Raw genomic sequence first — 24,858 nt, forward strand, 5'->3', positions numbered from 1 at the left:
CGTGAAAGTAGGGTTCATCACCTTTTTTAGAGTACATGCTGATGGTGCCCTTCCGATCAAGAAATCAAATTAAACTAACTCATGAAAAGAAGAAACTTTGTACAATTGTCCGGAATGGGGGCGGCCTCCTTATTGGTGCCCGCCAGTATGATGGGCAACGTAATTGAAACCGAAGCCCTTTTGGAACCGGGAATGGATGTCGCCATTAAAAAGAAAATGGCCGATGTCGCCCTGAATACCGCAAAATCCTTGGGGGCAAGCTATGCCGATGCCCGTATTGGTAGATACCTTAACCAATATGTATTTACACGGGAGGATAAAGTTCAAAATGTGGTAAATACGGAATCTTTTGGTATCGGTATTCGGGTAATTGCTAATGGTACTTGGGGTTTTGCCTCGACCAACAGCGTTACCGAGGACGGAATCAAAAAAGCCACCCAACAGGCGGTCGCTATTGCCAAGGCGAATTCCAAGATTCAAAAGGAGCCGGTTAAATTGGCACCTGTTGAGGCGTACGGGGAAGTTTCCTGGAAAACACCTTTGACCAAGGATTTCAAGGATGTACCGGTTTCGGAGAAAGTGGATCTGTTGTTGAGTGCCAATGCGGCCGCCATGGACAACGGGGCCAACTTTGTAAACTCGGCTTTGTTCATGGTCAATGAGCAAAAATATTTTGCTTCAACGGATGGTTCTTATATAGATCAGGATGTACATAGAATATGGCCTACTTTCAGCGTTACCGCCGTAGACCGTTCGGCAGGAAAGTTTAAGACAAGACAGGCCATGAGTGCCCCAATGGGTATGGGCTATGAATACATGGACGGACTTGCTTCCGAGAAAATGGAAGGCCCAGCAGGTATCACCTTATATAGTAAGAGTTACGATATTGTGGAGGATGCCGTACAGGCGGCCAAACAGGCCAAGGAAATGCTTACGGCCAAATCCGTAGACCCTGGAAAATACGACCTGGTCTTGGAACCGAACCATTTGGGGCTTACTATTCATGAATCCGTAGGGCATCCCTTGGAACTGGATCGTGTGCTTGGATATGAGGCCAACTATGCGGGTACTAGTTTCGCAACCTTGGATAAATGGAAGTCCGGTGACTTCAAATACGGAAGTGACCTGGTTAACCTTGTGGCCGATAAGACCCAAGTAGGTAGTTTAGGTGCCGTTGGATATGATGACGAAGGTGTTAAGACCAAGAAATGGGATTTGGTCCGCAACGGTATCTTAGTGAATTATCAGGCGATTCGTGATCAAGTGAACATCATCGACCAAAATGAATCCCATGGATGTTGTTATGCACAAAGTTGGAACGATGTTCAGTTTCAGCGTATGCCCAATGTATCCTTGGAACCGGGTAAGGAAAAATACTCCATTAAGGATATGATCAAGGATGTAGAAAAAGGGATTTATATCGCCGGACGAGGTTCCTATTCCATAGACCAACAGCGATACAACTTCCAGTTTGGTGGTACTATCTTCTACGAAATCAAGAATGGGGAGATTGTGGGTATGTTGAACGATGTGGCCTACCAATCCAATACCCAGGAATTCTGGAATTCCTGTGCCAAGCTTTGCGACGAAGGGGATTATAGAATGTTCGGATCTTTCTTTGATGGAAAAGGGCAACCCTCACAGGTGAGTGCAGTATCCCACGGTAGTGCTACTTCTAGGTTTAATGATATCAATGTAATTAATACGGGTCGTACCATTTAAAGGATACGCAAGATAAAATATTCGAAAATGGCAATATATACAGAAGAAGAAGCTAAAAAAATAATGGAAAAGGCGTTGAGCTTTTCCACAGCTGACGCATGTGAGATCAATTTGAGCGGAACCGAAAGCGGCAACATTCGTTATGCCCGGAATACGGTGTCTACATCGGGGCATCGATCTAATCAATCCTTGGTAGTCCAATCCAGTTTTGGGAAAAAATCGGGGACCGCTACCATCGATGAATTTGATGATGCTTCCTTGAAAAAGGTAGTGGAAAGGGCAGAGGAGTTGGCAAAACTTTCCCCGGAAAACCCTGAATTCATGGAACCGTTGGAACAGCAGACCTATGACAAGGCTGTTAATTTTGTGGAAGCTACTGCAAAAATAACCCCGGAATACAGGGCGTCCGTGGCCAATGCTAGTATAGTTCCGGCCGCAGCCCAGGACGTAACCGCTGCAGGTTTCCTGGATGACTCCTATGGTTTTAGTGCCATGATGAATTCCAAGGGACTTTTCGCCTATAACAAATCATCCAACGTGGATTTTACGGTGACCATGCGTACCAACGATGGAACCGGTTCAGGATGGGTATCCAGGGATTACAACGATATTGATAAATTCGATGCGGCCGAAGCATCCAAGGTGGCCATTGACAAGGCCGTGATGTCCAAAGAGGCCAAGGCCATAGAGCCTGGAAAATACACGGTGATATTGGAACCTGCCGCTGCTGAGAACTTGATCAGCAACATGGCACGATCCTTAAATGCACGTACGGCGGACGAAGGTAGGAGCTTTATGTCCAAAGAAGGGGGTGGAACAAAAATGGGTGAAAAAATTGTGGACGAAAGGGTAACCCTATGGTCAGACCCCTTGCATCCCGAGGTACCTACAAGCACATGGAACGGAGGCGGACAAGCTTTGAACAAAACCACATGGATTGAAAATGGGGTGGTCAAAAATTTGGCATACGATCGTTTTTGGGCCAAGGAGCAAGGCGTTGAACCCGTACCCTTTCCCAATAACATCATCATGGGCGGTGGCGATGCGTCTCTGGAAGATTTGATCAAGGGCACCAAAAAAGGAATTTTGGTGACACGTCTGTGGTACATCCGTACCGTGGATCCACAAACCTTACTCTATACCGGTCTTACAAGGGACGGAACGTTTTATATTGAAAATGGAAAAATCAAGCATCCTGTGAAGAACTTCCGTTTTAATGAAAGTCCGGTCATCATGCTTAATAATCTTGAAGCTTTGGGCGAACAGGTGCGTATCAATGGTAATTTGATTCCCTACATGAAAATCAGGGACTTTACCTTTACGAGCTTGTCCGATGCCGTTTAACATATAGATCTTTTAAAAACTGGTTGCATTATCCCATCGATTGTAACCAGTTTTTTCTTTTGTAGTAACATCGGAATTCATAAATCACGAAATAGTAATCAATAAAGTTTGAATCCACGTTGAGCAACGAATTTTTCTTTACCCGACTTCAATACGAATCAGGCGATTGGGATGTTGATCAACGCATGCCCTCCAACTTGCTCAATTCCTTGGTGGAATACACCACTTTGCGGATAGATACGGTAGAAAATATAGTCCCCTTGGCCAGCGATGACATTTTTAAATGTCCTTTCTGTTATTTATCCGGCCATAAATTGGTGCAGTTCTCCAAAAAGGAGCGCGAGAACTTTAAAAAGTATGTGGACAATGGCGGGTTCGTTTTTGTGGATGACTGTAATCATGATATAGACGGCCTTTTTGCCAAGTCCTTTGAGCGGCAAATGGAAGAGATTTTTGGGGCGGAAGCTTTGGTGAAACTTCCCAACGATCATGAAATCTATTCGGTTTTTTTTGATTTTGAGGATGGCCCACCAACAACTTCCCAGGAACTAAATGGTTGGGGCGACGACCTGGTCCATGAATATTTAAAGGCCATTGAGGTTAACGGTAGGATTGGGGTGCTCTACAGTAACAAGGACTATGGTTGCGAATGGGATTATGATTTTAGAAACAAGCGGTGGTACAAAAATGACAATACACGATTTGCGGTAAATATCGTGATGTACGCATTAACTTCTTAAAAGGATATGGATAAAAATTTAATGGCTGCGGAGCAGGAAATAAAGGAATTGACGGATAAACTTCCGTTATTGAAAAAGGAAATCGGTAAGGTAATCGTTGGCCAGGAGGAAACTATTGAGCATATGCTCATTACGTTTTTGGCCGGGGGGCATGCCCTGCTGGAAGGGGTTCCCGGATTGGCCAAAACCCTTTTGATCAAAACTATTTCCCAAGCAATAGACTTGGAGTTCAATCGAATTCAGTTTACACCGGATTTAATGCCTTCGGACATTGTGGGTACGGAAATACTGGAGGAGGATCACACCACAGGGAGCAAGTTTTTTAAGTTTAATAAAGGACCCATATTTGCCAACATCGTTCTAGCAGATGAGATTAATAGAACCCCACCAAAGACCCAGGCCGCACTATTGGAGGCCATGCAGGAATTTGAGGTGACCTATTCAGGTAAGACATACGAAATGGATCGGCCATTTTTTATTTTGGCCACCCAAAATCCCATCGAGCAATCAGGGACATTTCCACTTCCGGAGGCACAGCAGGACCGTTTTCTATTTTATATCAAAATTGGATATCCATCTGCAAAAGAGGAAGAAACCATTTTAAAGAACACTACAGGTTCCCATCGGCCCAAAGTGGAAAAAATCATCAGCGGCCCTGAAATTATCAAGTTACAGCAATTGGTGAGGGATGTACATATTAGCGATGACCTTATTGCTTATGTGAGCAATATCGTTAGGGCTACCCGCCCGGAATCCACACAGAATGATTTTGTTAAGCAATGGGTGAGTTGGGGTGCAGGCCCAAGGGCAGGTCAGGCTATGATTTTGACCGCTAAGGCAAGAGCGCTGCAGGAAGGTCGTTTTGCGGTAACCTTGGAAGATTTAAAAAAAGTAGCCTATCCCGTATTACGACATCGCATGATCGTAAATTTTAGGGCGGAAGCGGAAGGAGTGGATTCGGATAGGGTAACGGAGGAATTATTGGAAGGAATAAAGCTTAACGTCAAATAAACGCTCTTGAAAACGGACTATAGACAACTGTTTCAACCGGAAATTATCAATAGTGTGTCCGGTTTGGCATTGATTGCCAGGGTCATTGTTGATGAATTTTTGTCGGGTTCACATCAAAGTCGTCGGGTTGGTCCCGGTCAGGAATTCAGTCAATATAGAGGCTATCAGCCCGGTGACGATATGCGTTTATTGGATTGGAAAATGCTTGCCCGTTCGGGTCGTTATTACATTAAGGAATCGGACATAGATACCCAGGTCAATGTAAAGTTTATTGTGGATACAAGTGCCTCCATGTTGCACGAGGAGAATGGAATGAAGAAAATCGATTTTGTTCGGGTGCTCGTTGCTTCCCTCGCCCATTTGTCCCATAACCAAGGAGACAAAGTAGGTCTCTATGCTTTGAACTCTTCCGGGTTAAGGAGTGTATATCCAGAATCCCACAAAAGGCATTTCAACCGAATCTTGTATGAATTAATTGAGATGAAGGTAGGCGGGGAATGGCCTTCCACGCTAGATGATTTGGAAAAAATCCACCAAAGGACCCAAAAGGAACTTCTTTTTGTAATTACGGATATGCATGAAATTCATGAGGAATTGACCCATTGGATTCAAAATGTAAAGACCTCCAGAAACGAGGTGGTAGTGTTGCATATACTAGGGGAAAACGAATTGGAATTTAAGTACACCGGGGCATTGGTTTTTGAAGACCTGGAGACAGGAAAAAAGGTGAAGGTTAATGCAGAAAACGCCAGGAACTCATATTTAAAATCTTTGGAGGCCAGTTTATTGGAAATGAAAAATGATTTTCTCACAAGAAATATTAGCTATGAGCTGCTCAGTCTTAAAAACCCGATAGCAGAGGCCCTTCAACTATTTTTAAAGAAAAGGATTGCATTGAATTAAATGACGCTGCTACAACCTACATATCTCTGGGCCCTATTATCTCTGGCCGTTCCTTTGGTAATCCATTTGCTCAACAAAGGGGATGTAAGGACTGTAAAAGTAGGTAGCGTCAAATATCTTAAGGAGTTTGATACCAAGCAGTCTAGGAAAATCAGATTGAACGAACTGCTGCTGCTTTTTTTAAGAATGTTGATTTTGGGCCTGCTCGTTATATACTTGGCAGAACCTCGATGGAAAAAGGATACTGAAAAAACACGGATTACGTATTTAATTGATCCGATCTTGGCCCAAGAGGAATCCTTCCTGTCGTTTATGGATGGATTGACCATGGAAAACCCAAGATGGTTTTCTAAGGGTTTTCCGGAATATGAAGCGGAAATTGATGAACCAGGAACTCCCAACTATTGGCAGTTAGCACAACAACTGGGAGAAGTTTCCTCGGATAGTATCGTGGTATTCGCCAAGGGTATGGTTGAGGGAGTAAAAGGTCCTAGGCCCAAAATACCCCAAAATGTTGATTGGGTGGTTATAGACAATGAACAAAAAGTAGACACATACATTGCAGCCAAAAAATTTGGGGATTCCGTCCGATTATTTAAGGTAAAAGGTAATTCCCAACTAACCGATTTACAAACTACTACCCTTTCCCAAAACGACCGACGCATTGTTACCACGAAACAGGACAGCCTTGAGCTGGAAGAGGCTGACGAAAATTTTAAAATACCTTTTTTAAAGGAAGATACGCTGAATGTGACCATTGCTTTTGATAAGAAATATGAACGGGAAATGCAATACTTGTCGGCTTCCTTAAAGGCCATTGGACAATATGGGATGCAGGAGATACAGGTGGAAAAAGTGGAGGATAATGCCGAATTTGAACAAGGGAAACCTAGGGATTTATTGATTTGGTTGAAGGAGGCCCCAGTACCCAACATTGGCAGTGCCACCATTGCTGTGGCTCAAGATTCATTGGCCAATGAACTAATAGAGGAAACAACCACAAAAAACAATTTTCATCTAACTGAGCGATTGACCATTCAAAATACGGTAGCTGAAAGCTTGACCAATACATTGGCAAAGTTGCTGCTATCCAGTGATAGTCTAAATCAAAAAGTGAAGGAATACGACCATAGAGTGATACCCGAAGCTGAACTGGCCACTAATTTTTCAACAGAAAAGGTGGACCGGAAAGATATCAGATACATGGATATTTCACCTTGGTTATGGTTGGTTTTGGCCTTGGTGCTCGTAACAGAAAGAATCCTTTCAAAACTAAGGAAGCAATGAAGGAGGCCAGAGCTATTTTAACAAATATATTGATCAGGTGGCGGTTGATCAGAGCCTTGGAAATACTCCTTATGAGTCTGTCCTTTGCTGCAATTGCCTACTTATTGTTTTTCAAAATGTGGGTAGCTATTGCCTTCTTTTTAGGGGTGCTTTTGGTGGGTGCATGGTATGTTGGACTATGGAGGTTTTCACTTGAAAATATATGTTCTCACGTCGATAGAACTATACCGCCCATGGAACATAGTACGGCACTACTACTGGAAAGTGAAAATCAATTAAGTGTATTGGCCCAAATTCAGCAATCAAAAGTTAGCAGAATACTTCAAAAACATAAGAGGGAAATACATTTTAAAAATTATCTATGGCCCTTTTTGGGCCTTGCCGTCATATGTTTTATAAGTGCGTGGTGGTTAATGGGTACGGGCATTTTACTTTCAAAAGACCAAAAATCGGGAATTCCTAAAGACGATGTTGTTCATTTTCAGGTACTGGATTCGGTTTCGGAAAAAATTGTCCCTCCTAACATGGTAACACAGGACATTCGTATTCGTTATCCTGATTATACCCAAGAATCGGTAAAATATACCTCTAACATGAATCTAAAGGTGCTGGAAGGTGCGCAAATTACCTGGAACTTGGAATTTGACCAACCCTTACAATATGCCTTGTTGCAAATGGGGGAAGACTCTCTTGCCATGAATATGGATACGGGTAGATATTCCAAAAGGATGATTGCCGATCGTTCCAATTTTTATTCCATAAAGTTTGTGGATACTTTGGGTCACGGTTATCTGTCCGATTTATTTGCCTTGGAAACTTACCCGGATGAATCCCCAAAAATTGAAATCCAAGGCTTGCCACAGTTTAGTTCCTTCGATTTTAAAGGTCCACAGCAATTAAAATTTTCGGCGGGAATTTCGGACGATTTTGGGATAAGCGATGTAGCCATTGTAGCAACGGTGAGCAAGGGAAGTGGAGAGTCTGTAAAATTTAGGGAGGAGCGTTTGGGATTTGATTCCAAATTTACTTCGGGAACAAAGCAACAGGATCTTTCAAAAAGCCTGAATTTAAAAGATCTTAGAATGGAGCCGGGGGACGAACTCTACTTTTATGTTGAGGCAATCGACAATAAACGACCCAAGGCCAATATGGCCCGAACCGAAACTTTTTTCGCAGTCATCAAGGATACCGTAATAAATCAGTTTGCGGTAGAGGGTACCTTGGGCGCCGATCTGATGCCCGATTATTTTAGAAGTCAAAGACAATTGATTATCGACACGGAAAAGTTGATAGCAGATCAACCTTCAATTGAAAAGAGGGAATTCAATTCCAGAAGCAATGAACTCGGTTTTGATCAAAAGGCACTACGCATTAAATATGGAGAATTTATGGGTGATGAGACCGAAGGACCTGTGGCAAGCGAAGTACAGCAGGAGTCCCATGACGAAAACCCCCTTGCGGAATATACCCATGATCATGATGGTGCAAACGAGCATAATCTTGTAGCGGAGGAGCATGAAGACCATAGCGACGAAGAAGGCGAAGAGGACCCATTGGAAGCCTACGTTCATAATCATGAAGATCCCGAAGCTTCAACACTTTTTGCCCAATCCCTAAGAAGTAAATTGAAGCAGGCCATGGCCGAAATGTGGGATGCGGAACTCTACTTGCGTCTTTTTCAGCCGGAAAAATCCCTGCCCTACCAGTATAAGGCCTTAAAATTGATTCAGGAAATAAAAAACAGTGCCAGGATATATGTGCATAGGATAGGATTTGATCCGCCTCCTATAAAAGAGGACAAGCGTTTGACCGGTGAACTCAAGGAAATAGGAAACTATTCCAAGAACGAAGCGCTTGAAAAGGAAGAACTGTTTGCCAATATGCAAAAGGCAGTTACCCGCTTAGAAATGCTTTTGGAATCCACAGGAACTATTTCAAGGCAAGACAGACAATTGTTTGACAGAGCCGGAAACGAATTGGCTCGATTGGCCATTGAAGAACCGGGGAAATATTTGGAAACATTGCAATCGGTTAAATTATTGTCACAATCAGAAAGAGTGAGTAGACAGCAGTTGCAAAAGGTCCTGAAAGGCTTGTATGGAGCTCTGCCCCAAAAACAGACTTCACCGCGAGCCGAACAGCGGTATACAAATCAATTGAACCATTTATTTATTGAGGCGTTGGATGTGGAATAGTTTAAGTTTAGAAAATAAGGAATGGTGGATAGTCGTGATTTTGGTGGGTCTATTGCTATTGGCCGTATTTATATGGAAAGAATGGAAGGGCAAACCAGATAGGCGGTTTTACATCAATTCCTTTTTAGGGTTTGTAGCTATTCTTTGCCTATCCTTCCTGGTTTTGAGGCCTACGTACTTGCAAAAAGTGAGGGGCGAGGCGGTATTATTGACAGAAGGCTACCAAAAAGAAATCTTGGATAGTTTAAAAAAAAACAACCGAAGGATTTCTGAAATAGAGTATAGACCTGGCATGGACCTTTCCTCAAAATTGGATTCCATTGAACATTTGTTCATTATGGGACATGGGGTACGTGAGTCCGATTTATGGCAATTGAAATCGGACAATGTTACCTTCCTTCCTTCTCAGATATCCGAAGGAATCATTAAATTAAAATACAACCAGAACGAAAGTGCAGGTAGTGATTTGATGGTGCAGGGTATTTACAGAAACCAAAATGCCCGGATGAAATTAACTTTGAAAGGTCCCGGAGAAAATACACTGGATTCTATTTCTTTTTTGAATAAGGGGGACCATCATTTCAAGCTGAAAACAAATCTTAAAGTCGACGGCAAGTTCCTATATCATATAACGGAGCAGGATAGTGCCGAGAACATCATAAATACCGAAGCCTTGCCTGTTATTGTGACAGCAAACAAGCCTTTGAAAATCTTGATTGTAAACGAGTTTCCTTCCTTTGAGACCAAATATTTAAAAAACTTTTTATCGGAGGAAGGCCATGAGGTAACCGTAAAGACAAAACTTACCAAACAGCAGTACAAGTTTGAATATTTCAATACGGATCAAGTAGCGATTTATTCCTTGAATAGGGAGAATATAGGGATGTTCGACTTGATGGTTTTTGATGACCAGTCCTTGAAAAATCTTTCCAAGTCTGAGCGTAATATACTAATGGAACAGGTTTCTGCCCGTGGACTTGGAGTTTTTGTACAGCAAACTGGGAATAATTTTCAATCTAAAAATAGTTTAGGGCAATTGAATACACTCCCCGATGAGCAAACCCAAGTAAAATTGGATATGGGGTCTAACCCCGTTCTGGAAAAGTATCACGTCCAATTTGATAGCATGGGATTAATGGGAATGATCATAGGTAATTACGGATATTCCCTTCAAATAGGTCAGGGGCACATTGGGAGCACGTTTTTAAAGAATACGTACCAACTCCTTTTGGACGGCAAAGATTCGGATTATAGGGAACTATGGTCCAGTCTAATCAATGGAATTCGCAAACGATCTGAGAAATCCGCTCAATTTCATTCAGATTCATATTGGGCGAGTGTCAATGAACCTTTTCATTTTTCCTTTTTTTCTTCTGAACTCGACCCCAAAATCAGGGTTGAAAAACAATATCAGGTACCGTTAATAAAAAATTCTGTTGTATCCGATGAATGGATGGGTACGGTGTACCCCAAAAGGGCAGGATGGCATCAATTGCAATCGGAATCGGATAGTAGTAGTTCCTTAAATTACTATGTGATGGAAGAAGGACTTTGGAAATCGCTTACAGATTACAATACCTTAAAAAGGAATAAACGCTTTTTTAGTAAAAATCCCTCCAAGATTCAGGAAAAATTTCTTCCGCAAAGGATAAGTCCTATTTGGTTTTTGACCATTTTTATCCTGGTCATGGGGTATTTGTGGCTGGAACCTAAATTAAGATAGTTCAATGAGATGTTTTGTAAGGTGGAAGCCAATCCATTTTATAACTTTACACTATGAATTTAGTCGTTGATATAGGTAATACATATGTAAAGTTCGCGGTATTTGACAAAAATGTGATTGTTTTTTATGACCGGTTTAAAATAGAAGGTTTTACTACTAAGGTCAAAGAGCTCTTTAAGGTGTATCCAAGTATTGCAATGGCCATCTATTCCTCGGTCGGTGCCACTGACAAAAAGTACCTAACCGTAATTACTTTATTTTGTAAAGTACATGTGTTGTCCCATAAATCCAAAGTTCCTTTCAAAAATAGCTATGCTACGCCCCAAACATTGGGCATTGACAGAATAGCTTTGGCAACCGCCGCATTTTATCATGCACCTCACAAAAACACCTTGGTTATTGATGCTGGTACATGTATCACCTATGATATGGTCAACGACTTTGATGAGTATCTGGGCGGTGCCATTTCACCCGGGGTAGAAATGCGATATAGGGCAATGCACGAACAGACTTCTGCCCTTCCTTTACTTAAAAAAGAGATTCCATTGGATTTGATCGGCAATACGACTGAGTCCAGTATGCATAGCGGGGTTGTCAATGGGGTTTGCCGTGAAATGGACGGAATTATTGATGAATATACAACCCGATTTAAAGATTTAACAGTTATTTTAACAGGGGGTGATGCCCTTTTTTTGTCTAAAAGACTAAAAAATACCATCTTTGCGGATTCCAAATTCCTGCTAAAGGGACTTAATTATTTGCTGGAATACAACAAGCACTAGATGATCAAGAAAATTGTAATTGCAATAGTGTGCATGGCCGCCGGAGGTATGTATGCTCAAAATGGTACGGTTTCTCCCTATTCGTTTTTCGGTATTGGTGACTTGAGGACTTCTGCTACGGTGGAAAACCAGATGATGGGTCATATTGGTGTATACGCGGACAGTATTCATTTAAATCTTCAAAACCCAGCGGCTTATGGCGAATTGGGACTTGATGTAATGGACAAAGTGGGTCTTGTGGCGTACACGGCCGGCCTTTCAAACAAGCAATTCAGGTTGAAAAGCTTTGAAGAAGAGCAGCGTAGTTCCGTCACTACTTTAGACTACCTTTCTTTAGGTTTTAGTCTAGGAAAGGGACTGGGAATGGGATTCGGGATAATGCCATACTCATCCGTTGGCTATAATTTTGTGGATGAAAGATCTAGCGGCGGTCAGGCCTTAACCAATATTTTTAGTGGTGAAGGGGATTTATCCAAGGTATATTATTCCATAGGATATCAAATTATTAAGGATTTGAGTTTGGGAATGACCATTAATTATAATTATGGGACTTTATCCAACGAAAGATTGCAACAGATTGAAGATGTACAATTTGGAACCTTTGATAGAAGGAGTTCCCAAATCAACGGCTTCGATTTTAACTATGCCCTTTTATATACCCCTGCCATTAAAGAGGATTATACCCTGCATACTTCGGTAAGGGTCAATACCCAAGGAAACCTTGTTTCGAAAAATCAAAGAAATTTAGGCTCATTTTCCGTGGCGACAGGGGGCAATATAGAAAATATAGACGTTGACTTGGATGCCGCGAATCTTCGTAATACGGAATTTAAGATTCCAACAAGGACAACTTTAGGTTTGGGATATGGTAAGGATTTTAAATGGTTTTTGGGTGCGGAATATAGTTTTCAAGGATTAAGCTCCTTTGAAAACCCTTTTTTAGGAACGGATAATGTAATTTATAAGGATGCGAGTTCATTGGCATTAGGAGGATTCTTTACACCAGATGCAAATTCCTTCAATAGTTATTTAAAACGGGTAACCTATCGAGCGGGTTTACGTTTGGACAAGACCGGAATGGTAGTCAATGATGTGGACATAAATAATTTTGGCATAACTTTTGGTCTAGGGTTACCATTGGGAAGAAGTTTCTCCAATCTTAATGTTGGTTTTGAACTGGGTAGAAGGGGAACCACCAGGGCAAATTTAATAGAAGAGAGTTACTTTAAGGTCAATCTAGGCCTCTCATTAAATGATCGATGGTTCCAGAAACGAAAGATAAATTAATAAAATTTTAGTACATTAACCACTTTTAAAATTAGAATGATGAAAACGAAACTTTACTTCGCGGCAATTATGTTCCTAGGAATGATGGGGGTAAGTAATGCACAGGCGCAAAACCCTGAATGTATGACGAATCTGTCCATATTTTCGGAGCATGCAAAAGTCAAAAATTATGATGCGGCATATGAGCCTTGGAAAAAGACATACGAAACATGTCCACAGTTGAACAATGCCATCTATGTGTATGGGGAACGTATCTTAAAGGATAAAATAGATAAATCCTCAGGTGCAGAAAAAGAGGCTTTTGTTACGGAATTGATGGGCTTATATGACAACAAGCTAAAGCATTTTTCTTCCAAAACGAGTCCAGGTGAGACTATGGTAGATAAGGCCATGGTTAAATATGATAATAAAATGGCCGATGATTCCGAAATGTATAGCATGTTATCGGAGGCGTTTACAAAGGATAGGGATAATTTTAACAATCCTAAGGCCTTATATCTTTATTTTTCAAGCTTGGTAGACTTACATGGAGCTGGAAAAAAGGAGTTGCAAGAAGTTTTTGATGTATATGATGATGTAACTGAAAAAATCGAGGAAGAAAACGATAAGCTTACCGATCAGATTGCCAAGTTGTTGCCCAAGGAGGATGCGGGTACCTTGACCTCCAAGGAAAAACGAAGATTAAAGTCATATACTTCCTATTCTGAAGCTTATGGTAAGATTGAGGGAAGCATAGATTCAAAATTAGGTGCGTTGGCGGATTGTACTAACTTAATTCCACTTTACGAGAAAAGCTTTGAGGAAAAGAAAGGTGATGTAAAATGGGTAAAAAGTGCAGTAGGAAGAATGTATAGTAAAGAATGTACAGAGGATCCTTTATTCAAGAAATTGGTCGAGGTTCAAGCGCAACTTGCTCCTTCTGCGGATACTTATGTATACTTGGGCTCCCTTAAAAAATCTAGCGGCGATACACAAGGTGCTGTGGCAGATTATAACAAGGCATTGGAATTGGAAACAGATTCCAAAAAGAAATCCAATATAGCCTATAAGATTGCGACAAGCTACACAAAAACAAGCAGGTCAACGGCTAGAAGTTATGCACAAAAGGCTATCGATGCGAACCCTGCAAACGGTAGAGCCTATTTGTTGATTGCCAGTTTGTATGCCGGTAGTGCCAATGAATGTGGTAATTCTCCTTTTGAGAAAAGAGCCATTTACTGGAAGGCTGCGGATATGGCCAGACAGGCAGGTAGGGTTGACCCCGCACTAAGCGGCAGGGCGAGTCAGGCTGCTACAAGTTACAATGCAAAGGCACCAACTAAGGAAATGATCTTTAGTTCAGGAATGGCTGGAAAAACGGTATCTTTCTCATGTTGGGTAGGTGGTAGCGTAACTGTACCTGCATTATAAAATGACAAAACATTTTGTAGATATATATAAAGGCATTGCCATGGTTTCCATGGCAATGCTTTTTTTTTCATGTAAGGATAATTACAAACGGGTAGGGGAAGAAGCCAAAAAGGAGATTTTTCCTCAGGGTGTCGCCAAAAATTTTGTGCTTACCTATACGGAAATACCGGAAAACTTGGGCTCAGAGGATACCGGTTCCTCCAAGATTTTGGCGGTTATATCCGGGCCCTTGAGAAATGATTTTGAAAATTTGGAATTTCCCCACCAGACCTTTCCCGAAGGCGTGCTAGTTGAAATTTTTAATGAAAAGAATGAAAAAACAACTATAGAGGCGGACCATGGTATATATTATAAGGCTACCTCCATTATCGATATGCAGGGAAATGTCATCATTAAAGGTCATGACGGTAAAAAGTTAGAGGCTCCACAGCTGTATTATGATCAAGAAAATGAGTGGGCTTTTACCCAAGAAAAGTTTAAGTTTACAAACCCTGAGGACGGAACCGTAATGGATGGTGAAGGAATGGACATAAAGAAAGACCTTAGCTTTTTGAACGCCCATAAAACCTATGGTTTAATGTTGATCAAAGAAGATAGAGATGATTAGAATATTAAGATATACGGAATATTTGTACGTAATTGTAGCGGCATTTTCAATCTATAGAATTTTCACGGATTGGAATACGGATAGAAGTATGGCCTATTTTTTTATTTTTTTTGCGGTAGTATCCATTGGTATGTTTTTATTCCGAAGAAATTATCGCAAAAAGTTTGAACAACGCCAAAAGGATAATCAAAAATAGCGGTGGATAGTAGTCTTGTTATTATTGTTCTTTCCCTAGTTTTTTCCGCTTTTTTTTCCGGAATGGAAATTGCATTTGTTTCCGCCAACAAAATCCATATTGAAATAGAGAAAAAGCAGGCCGGTTTTTTAGCCAAGGTACTTACAAGACTGACCAAAAGACCCTCCAAGTTTATTGCGACCATGCTCATTGGTAACAACATAGCCCTTGTGGTATATGGTCTTTTTATGGGAGAGATACTCATGAATTGGTTTTTGGGCATGAATCCTAAAAATGAGATTTTAAGGGTGTTGTTGACGGATTTCAGTCTATTGTCACAGACCATTATTTCAACGCTGGTCATCCTTATTACCGCTGAGTTTTTACCCAAGGTGTTGTTTCAGATTTATGCCAATAGTCTTTTAAAATTATTGGCCATTCCTGCCTATCTATTTTATTTGGTATTCAGCCTTATTTCTGATTTTGTTATCTATGTTTCGGACTTCATTTTAAAATATATCTTTCGCACCTCGGGAGATGAAGTGCAGCTAGCCTTTACCAAGTTGGAATTGGGGGATTATATTACAGAGCAAATGGAAACGGTTGAGGAAGAGGATGAAGTGGATTCCGAAATCCAGATTTTTCAGAATGCCCTGGAGTTTGCAGAGGTGAAGGCCAGAGAGGTCATGGTTCCTCGAACCGAAATAATGGCTGTGGAACTGCATGAAACACCTAAAAACTTGGCCAAATTGTTTTCGGAGACTGGCTATTCCAAAATATTGGTTTTTAAGGATACCATTGATAATGTGATAGGGTATGTGCACTCCTATGAACTTTTTAAAAAACCAAAAACCATTAAGAGCATACTTCTGCCCGTGGAGTTTGTTCCAGAAACCATGCTTATTCAGGATATTCTAAATGTCCTCATAAAAAAAAGGAAAAGTATTGCCGTGGTGCTGGACGAATATGGTGGAACTTCTGGACTTATGACCGTAGAGGATATTGTAGAGGAACTTTTTGGGGAAATCGAGGATGAACATGATACCACGGACTTGCGGGAGGAACAGATTGACGAACGTCATTTTCTCTTTTCCGCACGGCTAGAAGTGGATTATATTAACGAAAATTACAAATTGGACCTTCCCATTGGTGATGAATTCGAGACTCTTGGAGGTCTTTTGGTCCATCGTGTGGGTGAAATTCCGGAGAAGGATTCAGAAATAGTGATAGACCATTTTAGGTTTACTATTTTGGAGGTTTCCAATACCAAGATAGACTTGGTTTCCTTAGAACTTTTAGAAGAAGAATAGTACGTTCGGGTAAAATCTGATCGTATCAACTACGTAGTGCCAAATCTTTTAAACCGTATTTCAAACACAACCTACAGGTGACCGCTCTATGGGATTTTACAGGTGTTTTTTAGTTTTTATTATTTCAATTAAAAATGGTAATTTCGCCAACTGATTTTAATTTTTTGATTCGATAGGATGGCAGTTTTAGAAAATATTAGAAAGCGAACCACAGTTTTGATACTGATTATTGGTCTGGCCCTTTTCGCCTTTGTGATTTCGGGTGTATTTACAAGCAGCAATTTTGGTGCAGGTGGAAAAATGGGTTCTTCCGTTGGGGAAATTAACGGCAATGAAATTTCCATTGATGAATTTAGACAAAGGGTGGAAACCGCCACACAGCGAATGGGACCTACGGTTTCTTCCATGCAGACGATGAACCAGGTTTGGGACCAAGAGGTTCGAAGAAGTATCTTGGAAGAACAGTTTGAGGATTTGGGTATCGGTATAGAACAAGATCAAATCGTAGATTTTCTTAGAACTACGGGATACGCCCAAAACCCCGAATTTCAGAATGAGAACGGAGTTTTTGATCCCAATAGATTTAGATCTACGGTTTTGGACTGGAAAAATAACAATCCTGCCCAGTACGAATTTTGGCTTCAGACCGAAAATGAGATAATCCAAATGGCTAAGGAGCAAACCTATTTTGACCTTATCAAGGCAGGGGTAGGCGCTACTTTAAAGGAAGGGGAATTCGATTATAAGCTGGCCAACGAAAAAATGGATATCAGGTACGTTAGGGTACCCTATTCGTCCATTCCGGACAGTACGATAACTGTTACAAAAAGTGAGATTTCCGATTATGTAAACGACCATAAGGAAGACTATAAACAAGACCCTGCAAGGGATATACAATTTGTCTATTTCAATGAAAAACCTTCCGACGCTGATGATGCCGCCGTGAAGGAAGAAATTACAAAATTGTTGGACGACACGGTGGAATATAATGCGCAGACCGATAGGAACGATACCATATCCGGATTTAGAAATACCGATGATATGGAGGCTTTCTTGGATAGGCATTCCGATGTTAAGTTCGATACTATATACAAGGCAAAGAAAAATCTTCCTCCAAGCGTAGCGGATACCTTAATGACATTGAACGTAGGCGAGATTTATGGTCCTTACAAAGATGCAGGTGCGTACAAGATTTCAAAAATGATGGGCAGAAGACCTAACGGTTCCGTTAAGGCAAGTCATATTTTGATTGCCTATGAGGGAGCTACCAGAGCGAATCCTGAGGTTACAAGAACGAAGGAGGAGGCAGAAAAAGAAGCGAATAGATTATTGGCAGAAGCTAAAAAATCCGGAGTAGTATTTGCAGAATTGGCCAGGGACAACTCTGACGGACCATCTGCTCCAAATGGAGGGGATTTAGGATATTTCCAAGAAGGTACCATGGTTCCCAAGTTTAATGATTTTGCTTTTGGAAATCCGGTAGGTACTATAGGATTGGTTGAAACTGATTTTGGTTTTCATGTCATCAAGGTGGATGACAAGGAAGATTTGGTGCAAATTGCTACGCTGTCCAGGGAAGTTGAACCATCTGAGGAAACTACGAATATGTTGTTTACTGATGCAACAAAATTTGAAATGGAGACCATAGCAGATGAAGGTTCTTTTTCTGAAATAGCAAAAAAGAGCGAATATCTAGTGAGACCGGTCAATAAAATAAAACAATTGGACGAAAACCTTCCGGGCCTAGGAGCACAAAGAGGAATAGTTCAATGGGCCTTCAACGAAGATACAGAGGTCGGGGATATTAAGCGTTTTAATATAAACGATGGGTATGCGGTTGTACAATTAACCGGAATCTATAAAGAAGGTCTTATGAGTGCAGAGGATGCATCCGCAACGGTATTACCGATCATTAGAAAGGAAAGAAAAGCTGCACAGATTATTGCTGCAAACCAAGGAAAAGCTATGGATGCGATTGCTTCGGATAATAATACGACGGTTTCTACCGCAAGTGCATTAACGGTAAAATCCCCAACAATTCCCGGTGCAGGTAGCGAACCTATTGTGGTGGGCACAGCATATGGAATGAAAGAAGGTGAGACTTCAGGCCTATTGGAAGGAAATACCGGTGTTTTCAAAATTGAAGTAACCAAAAGAACGGAAGCTCCAAAATTGGATAATTATGCTACCTATGCAAATACCTTGAGAACCAACGCTGGTAACAGGGTAAATTCAGAAGTGTACAATGCACTTAAGGAATCTTCAGAAATTGAGGATAAAAGAGCTAATTTTTACTAGTCCTTTTTCTTAAAAAATAACACGAGGCTCTCCCAATGGAGAGCCTTTTTTATAGAATTATTTTGGAATAGGGAATAACAGTAGCATATCCCTTTCTGCTGAAGTAATCCATATCTTCTTGCCTTCCCGTAGCCAATATAAAGTCACCGCCCCACGCTCCTAGACTTTTGACACTGTGAGGGTAGTCTGGGAATAATTGTTTCTTGATGGTTGGAGTGTTTAATACCTCTGAAAGTAAAATTTCATGCTGATTTACTATGGCCTCAAATGTATCAAGGTTCTTGGACTCGATCAATTGAGCGGTAAGGTCGTTTACTTTGGTAATGAGCTTTCCCTTATCTATAGCTAACTGGCGATATATTGCTATGGCCTCTCGACTATTTTGTTTCTTGTTTAAATAAATAAAGAAAAGTTGGTCTTTAAAAATGGGATTGAAATCCACTTTACTTACTTCGGGTTTGTCTTCAATTTTATGAAACACGATAGGAGTGTCATTTTGGGCACAGGCAATATCATAACCGCTACCTCCAAAAGTGGCTTTCAATAGTTCATAAGGGTCAACTTGGGCCCACTGCGCTATATTATTGATAAGGGTAGAGGAGGACCCTAGACCCCAGTCTTTTGGGAAGCTCAGTTTGGTATCAATATAAACTCCTTGATAATCTTTCAAAAAGGAGGGGTTTAGCACTTTTGTTTCCTTGAAAATTTCAACTAATCGCTGCGCGGAAATGATATCGGAGGTATTAAGGATTTTGAAATCCTTTAGGTCAATATCGGCAGTAAACCATGGTGTGTTTTTGTCGGTTAAACTTTGCCAATTGATTTGCCCTGTTTTTGATTTTTTAATCGTCAAAAACTGACCGAATTTGGTGGGTAGGGCAAGACCTCTTGCCCCATCAAGAATGGCATATTCCCCGGTGAGCAGCAATTTTCCGTTACTGTAGAATTCCATCATCTATTTCCGAAGGTTTTCTAGGGCGTTCAAAACACCCCTATGGGTAACCATATGGGTCTTAAAGTGTTCTACAAGAGCCTCTTTCTCCTGTTCTGTAGCGGCGTGTTGGTTCAGGATATTCATTAGGTGCATTTTCATGTGCCCCTTTTGAATACCTGTAGTTACCAAAGAACTAACGGCCGCAAAATTTTGCGCCAGACCGGCCACGGCCATAATTTGCATTAATTCTTTTGCAGAGGGATTTTGTAATATTTCCAGGTTCAGCTTTACCAATGGATGGAGCTTTGTTAGTCCGCCCACGGTTCCAAGTGCAAGTGGAATCTCAATCCAGAAATGGAATATACCACCTTCAATTTTGGCATGGGTAAGACTGCCGTAAGTTCCACTTTTTGCGGCATAGGCATGTGCCCCTGCCTCAATGGCCCTAAAATCATTACCCGTGGCCAAAACAACCGCATCGATTCCGTTCATGATGCCTTTGTTGTGGGTTACAGCCCGGTATGGCTCCACTTTGGCAATTTCTACCGCCCTAACCATTTTTTCCGCAAAATCCTTCGGTGATATTTCTTTTGAGATGTTCAGTTGGTCAATAGGGCAACTGACTTCTGCTTTTACTAGGCAATTGGGCACATAGTTGGAAAGAATGCTCATAACAACTTCAATCTGTTTCTCCTGCTCGGAAAAACCGGAGTAGGTCAAGGCTTCGGTTTTAAGGGTTGCCGCAAATTGCTCCAAACAACTATTGATGAAGTTGGCTCCCATGGCATCTTGGGTTTCAAACGTACAATGTAACTGGTAGTAACCTTCCAAATCATTGGTTTTATCCCGTAACTCTATTTGTGAGATTCCACCACCACGCTTTTCCATACTATCCGTTAGATGCTTTGCATCGGATATCAATCTTGACCTTATTTTTATAAAAAAGGATTCCATTTTGGAATAATTCCCTTTGAAAATAAAGTGGACCTGCCCAACTTTTTCGGTACCTATGACTTTGGTTTTAAATCCGCCCCTACTGCCCCAAAACTTGGCTGCTTTACTGGCCGCGGCAACCACTGAACTCTCTTCAATGGCCATGGGAATGGCATATAGTTTGTCATTAATCAGGAAATTCGGGGCGATTCCCATCGGCATATAAAAATTACTGATTGTATTTTCTATAAACTCATCATGAAGCTGCTGCAACTGGGAATCGGCATTCCAATACGTTTCAAGAATTTTTTTGGATTGTGCGGGGTTTTGTGTGTAGTTGGTAGCGATCCATTCGATTTTTTCTGATTTGGAAAGCTTGGAAAAACCAGCAATAGGCTTCTTCATTTTCTAGAGTTTCTTGGGTATAGTCGGTATCTTTTATGGACTAAAAACGACCTTGAAATGGCTGTTTTGAGGGTAAAGATAATGATATTGGACATAATCTAAACCAACGTGAAAGCATCGTTAAAAAATGGGTCTTTTTATGGGTAATCCGAGGTTTTTTAGAGAATTAGTGGTAAACTTGATGAATTTAACAAATTTCATCATTTCATGCGAAAATTATACATTCTAGCGCTCTGCTTGATTAGTTTTCAGTCCGCGATTCTCGCCCAACAAAAAAAGGTTACCGTAGAGGAAATTTATTCGGGAACATTCAGTACTCAGGGTCTTGATGTGCTTCGTTCCATGAACAATGGGAAACAATACACCGTTTTAAACTTTGACCGAAATACTGGAATATCCACCATAGACAAGTATGATTATAAAACACTGGAAAAGTTGGAGACCATAGTTTCTTCGGCGGACTTAGAAGGTGTTCCCTATTTTTCCTCCTATGAGTTTAGTAAGGATGAGTCCAAGGTATTGTTGGCCACCGAAGTAGAATCCATTTTTAGGAGGTCTACCCTTGGTGTTTTTTATGTGTTTGATATTGCTTCCAAGAAGTTAACCAAGATTAGCGATGATAAAATCCAGGAACCGACTTTATCCCCAAATGGTAAACAAGTTGCCTTTGTAAAAAACAACAACCTATACATTATGGACTTGGGAAATGGTGAGACTGTTCAAGTTACACGGGATGGGGAGAAAAATAAAATCATTAATGGAGTAACCGATTGGGTATACGAGGAAGAATTTGCTTTTGTTAGGGCTTTTGAATGGAACAGTGATGGGACAAAAATTGCGTTTTTGAGGTTTGATGAAACCAATGTACCAGAATTTTCTATGGACATGTACGGTACAGAAAAATATCCTTCCCAAAACGTGTTTAAATACCCAAAGGCCGGAGAGGACAATGCGATAGTAAGTCTTCATCTATTGGATGTGAAAAGTTGGGCTATTTCCAAGGTAGATTTGGGAGATGCATATTATATCCCTAGGATAAAATGGATGAACAACCCAAATTATCTGAGTGTGCAAACCATAAATAGGCATCAAAACGATTTAAGACTTCAAGAGGTAAACGCAAATACCAACGCGGTAAAATTACTTTTGGAAGAAACCGATGATGCCTACGTGGATATTACGGACAACCTTACTTTTTTGGCTGATGATAGTTTCATCTGGACCAGTGAAAATGATGGTTGGAACCATATTTATCTTTATAATTCCGATGGGGAATTGATGAACCAAATTACTAAAGGAGATTGGGAAGTAACCGCATACTATGGTTATGATCAAAACGAGGATAAGATTTATTATCAATCCACGGAAAACGGCTCAATAAATCGGGGAATATATAGTGTGGAGAGTAACGGCAAAAACAAAAAGGATTTGGCCGTGGCCAATGGGACCAATAGTGCTTCTTTCAGTGCAGATTTTAGCTACTTCATCAATACATTTTCTAATGCTGTCACGCCACCGGTGTATACGCTTCACAAAGCCCTATCAGGAAAGGAAATCAAGAAAATAAAAGATAACACCGCTTTGTTGGAAAAGTTGAAGGGGTATGAAATCAGTCCAAAGGAATTTTCTACCATCAATATCAACGGGAATGATTTAAATATGTATATGATAAAGCCCAAGGATTTTGACGCTTCCAAAAAGTATCCTTTGCTCATGTACCAGTACAGTGGTCCAGGTTCCCAAAGTGTTAGCAATACTTGGATGAATGCCAGGGACTATTGGCACCAAGTTTTAGTGGCGGACGGTTACATTGTGGCCTGCGTGGACGGTAGGGGAACAGGATTCAAGGGAAGCGACTTTAAAAAGGTAACCTATCTAAATTTGGTAAAGTATGAAACGGAGGACCAGATTGCAGCGGCCAAAAAGTTAAGCGAGAGGCCCTACATTGATGAAAACAGAACAGGAATTTGGGGATGGAGTTTTGGAGGTCATATGGCCACAAATTGCTTGCTTAAAGGAAATGACACCTTTGAAATGGCCATTGCGGTGGCACCTGTTACCTCATGGAGATTTTATGATACAATCTACACAGAGCGTTTTATGCGCACACCGGAAGAGAATCCAAGCGGTTATGACGATAACTCACCCTTTAATTACCCTGAATTGTTAAAAGGGGAATTTTTGTTGATCCATGGCTCAGGGGATGATAACGTACATGTACAAAACACGATGAGAATGGTGGAGGCGCTTGTTCAGGCCAACAAACAGTTTGAATGGGGTATTTATCCGGACAAGAACCACGGTATTTACGGCGGAAATACCAGAATTCATCTATTCAACAAAATGACCAATTTCGTAAAGGAAAACTTATAACTAAACCATAAACCAAACCAAGAAACTATGGCATACGCTAAACCTGCACACAAGAAAGAATTATTCGGGCATCCGGTTGGACTTTATATCCTTTTTTTCACCGAAATGTGGGAACGTTTTTCATATTATGGAATGAGGGCTTTGTTCACATTGTTTTTAGTGGCTGAGACCACTTCCAGCAATGCTGGTTTTGGTTGGTCAAATGATCAGGCTTTGGCATTATATGGATGGTATACAATGTTGGTTTATGTCTCTTCCATTCCTGGTGGATGGATTGCCGACAGGTTATTAGGGCAAAAAAAAACAGTAATGTTAGGGGGAGTTCTGTTGTGTATAGGGCACGCGGTGCTTGCATTAAATTCTGAAACAACATTTTACATAGGTTGTCTATTCATAATTTTGGGAGTAGGCTGTTTAAAGCCTAATATATCTTCTATGGTGGGGGGTCTTTATAAGGCTAAAGATGAACGTAGAGATCTTGGATTTTACATCTTTTATATGGGAATCAACATTGGAGGCTTTTTGGCTCCAATTTTATGTGGATATGTTGGAGAGAACATTAATTGGCATTATGGGTTTGGTTTAGCTGCCATTGGGATGTTTTTGGGCCAGGCAGTCTACATATGGGGACAAAAGTATTTGAAGAATGTTGGAAATCTCATAAGTAGGAAAAATGAAAAGGACCGTGAAATTTTGGATAGACCATTGACAAAAATAGAGAAGGACCGTATAAAGGTATTGTTGATTTCATTTTTGTTGATTATCCTTTTTTGGGCGGCTTTTGAACAGGCAGGTGGACTTATGAATCTCTATGCCTCCCAAAAAACTGATAGGAACTTTTTTGGTCTTTTTGAAATCCCGGCTTCTGTTTTTCAATCCGTAAATTCATTTTTTATAATTACTCTTGCTACAGCTGTAGGAGCATTTTGGTTGAAGTGGAGAAAAAAGGGAAGGGAATCCTCCTCTATGTTTAAAATTGCCGTAGGGTTAATAATTATGGCTTTGGGATTTGGCTTTATGAGTGCCGCTTCGTTAGAATATGAAGCCAATGGGTCCTCTGCCATGTACTGGTTAATTTTAGCTTATCTTTTACATACCATTGGAGAACTCTGCGCCTCACCTGTATCTTTATCCTATATTACTAAGTTAGCTCCTCTAAAATATGCATCCATCATTATGGGATTGTATTGGGCGGCCACAGGATTGGGTAATAAAGTTGCCGGTTTAATAGGTCAGGCATCGCAGGAGCTCGGAGAATTTGAAATATTTACAGGCATAGCCGTAATCTGGAGCTTAATAGGCGTTCTTGTTATTGTTATGTTGAAACCTCTAAAAAGATTGGCTCACGGAGCGGAGGATGGTGAATCTAAAATCTCTGACGAAGAGGCTGAGGATTTTGAACTGGCCGACCATTAAATA

General features: G+C 40.9%; 19 protein-coding genes. 17 read left to right on the top strand and 2 right to left on the bottom strand.

Going from position 1 to position 24,858, the window contains the following annotated elements:
* Positions 1 to 81: 81 nt before the first annotated feature.
* From CJ263_RS10675 to CJ263_RS10745, 15 genes are all read left to right on the top strand, one after another.
* Entirely contained in the window at positions 82 to 1,722 is a 1,641-nt protein-coding gene (locus CJ263_RS10675) for a TldD/PmbA family protein (protein ID WP_094997256.1), read from the top strand.
* 27 nt (positions 1,723 to 1,749) lie between these two features.
* Complete coding sequence (locus CJ263_RS10680) at positions 1,750 to 3,066, top strand: TldD/PmbA family protein (RefSeq protein ID WP_094997257.1); 1,317 nt, start codon at positions 1,750 to 1,752, stop codon at positions 3,064 to 3,066.
* A gap of 119 nt (positions 3,067 to 3,185) precedes the next feature.
* Positions 3,186 to 3,806: a DUF4159 domain-containing protein gene (locus CJ263_RS10685; protein WP_094997258.1), complete on the top strand. Its 621-nt coding sequence runs from the start codon at positions 3,186 to 3,188 to the stop codon at positions 3,804 to 3,806.
* A 6-nt stretch (positions 3,807 to 3,812) separates the two neighbouring features.
* Positions 3,813 to 4,817, top strand: a complete 1,005-nt coding sequence (locus CJ263_RS10690) for an AAA family ATPase (protein WP_094997259.1) — start codon at positions 3,813 to 3,815, stop codon at positions 4,815 to 4,817.
* Positions 4,818 to 4,823: 6 nt separating this feature from the next.
* Positions 4,824 to 5,720: a DUF58 domain-containing protein gene (locus tag CJ263_RS10695; RefSeq protein ID WP_094997260.1), complete on the top strand. Its 897-nt coding sequence runs from the start codon at positions 4,824 to 4,826 to the stop codon at positions 5,718 to 5,720.
* Positions 5,721 to 7,007, top strand: coding sequence for a BatA domain-containing protein (locus tag CJ263_RS10700; protein WP_094997261.1), 1,287 nt, complete (start codon positions 5,721 to 5,723; stop codon positions 7,005 to 7,007).
* Complete coding sequence (locus tag CJ263_RS10705; RefSeq protein WP_094997262.1) at positions 7,004 to 9,202, top strand: tryptophan-rich sensory protein; 2,199 nt, start codon at positions 7,004 to 7,006, stop codon at positions 9,200 to 9,202. Before CJ263_RS10700 ends, CJ263_RS10705 begins: the two co-directional genes overlap by 4 nt.
* Positions 9,180 to 10,925, top strand: coding sequence for a hypothetical protein (locus CJ263_RS10710; protein ID WP_188669447.1), 1,746 nt, complete (start codon positions 9,180 to 9,182; stop codon positions 10,923 to 10,925). Before CJ263_RS10705 ends, CJ263_RS10710 begins: the two co-directional genes overlap by 23 nt.
* 53 nt (positions 10,926 to 10,978) lie before the next feature.
* On the top strand, positions 10,979 to 11,707 hold the full coding sequence (locus CJ263_RS10715; protein WP_094997264.1) for a type III pantothenate kinase: 729 nt from the start codon (positions 10,979 to 10,981) through the stop codon (positions 11,705 to 11,707).
* A complete protein-coding gene (locus CJ263_RS10720; RefSeq protein WP_094997265.1) occupies positions 11,708 to 12,994 on the top strand; it encodes a hypothetical protein in 1,287 nt (428 codons plus the stop codon).
* A 39-nt stretch (positions 12,995 to 13,033) separates the two neighbouring features.
* Positions 13,034 to 14,404, top strand: a complete 1,371-nt coding sequence (locus CJ263_RS10725; protein ID WP_188669448.1) for a hypothetical protein — start codon at positions 13,034 to 13,036, stop codon at positions 14,402 to 14,404.
* 1 nt (position 14,405) lies between these two features.
* Positions 14,406 to 15,011, top strand: coding sequence for an LPS export ABC transporter periplasmic protein LptC (lptC, locus tag CJ263_RS10730; RefSeq protein ID WP_094997266.1), 606 nt, complete (start codon positions 14,406 to 14,408; stop codon positions 15,009 to 15,011).
* A complete protein-coding gene (locus tag CJ263_RS10735; protein ID WP_094997267.1) occupies positions 15,004 to 15,207 on the top strand; it encodes a hypothetical protein in 204 nt (67 codons plus the stop codon). The genes lptC and CJ263_RS10735 overlap by 8 nt, the downstream gene beginning before the upstream one ends.
* A gap of 2 nt (positions 15,208 to 15,209) precedes the next feature.
* Entirely contained in the window at positions 15,210 to 16,496 is a 1,287-nt protein-coding gene (locus CJ263_RS10740) for a hemolysin family protein (RefSeq protein WP_094997268.1), read from the top strand.
* A 177-nt stretch (positions 16,497 to 16,673) separates the two neighbouring features.
* Entirely contained in the window at positions 16,674 to 18,794 is a 2,121-nt protein-coding gene (locus CJ263_RS10745) for a peptidylprolyl isomerase (RefSeq protein ID WP_094997269.1), read from the top strand.
* Between the two features lie 49 nt (positions 18,795 to 18,843).
* Here CJ263_RS10745 and CJ263_RS10750 read toward each other — a convergent pair whose 3' ends face one another.
* Both CJ263_RS10750 and CJ263_RS10755 read right to left on the bottom strand, forming a co-directional pair.
* Positions 18,844 to 19,749: a GYDIA family GHMP kinase gene (locus tag CJ263_RS10750; protein WP_094997270.1), complete on the bottom strand. Its 906-nt coding sequence runs from the start codon at positions 19,747 to 19,749 to the stop codon at positions 18,844 to 18,846.
* Positions 19,750 to 21,066: a hydroxymethylglutaryl-CoA reductase, degradative gene (locus CJ263_RS10755; RefSeq protein WP_094997271.1), complete on the bottom strand. Its 1,317-nt coding sequence runs from the start codon at positions 21,064 to 21,066 to the stop codon at positions 19,750 to 19,752.
* Positions 21,067 to 21,273: 207 nt separating this feature from the next.
* Here CJ263_RS10755 and CJ263_RS10760 point away from each other — a divergent pair, with 207 nt between their 5' ends.
* Together CJ263_RS10760 and CJ263_RS10765 are read left to right on the top strand one after the other, a co-directional pair.
* Complete coding sequence (locus CJ263_RS10760; RefSeq protein ID WP_094997272.1) at positions 21,274 to 23,439, top strand: S9 family peptidase; 2,166 nt, start codon at positions 21,274 to 21,276, stop codon at positions 23,437 to 23,439.
* Between the two features lie 27 nt (positions 23,440 to 23,466).
* Complete coding sequence (locus tag CJ263_RS10765; RefSeq protein ID WP_094997273.1) at positions 23,467 to 24,855, top strand: peptide MFS transporter; 1,389 nt, start codon at positions 23,467 to 23,469, stop codon at positions 24,853 to 24,855.
* Positions 24,856 to 24,858 lie beyond the last annotated feature (3 nt).

Source organism: Maribacter cobaltidurans (assembly GCF_002269385.1).
In the GTDB taxonomy this organism is placed as follows: Bacteria; Bacteroidota; Bacteroidia; order Flavobacteriales; family Flavobacteriaceae; genus Maribacter; species Maribacter cobaltidurans.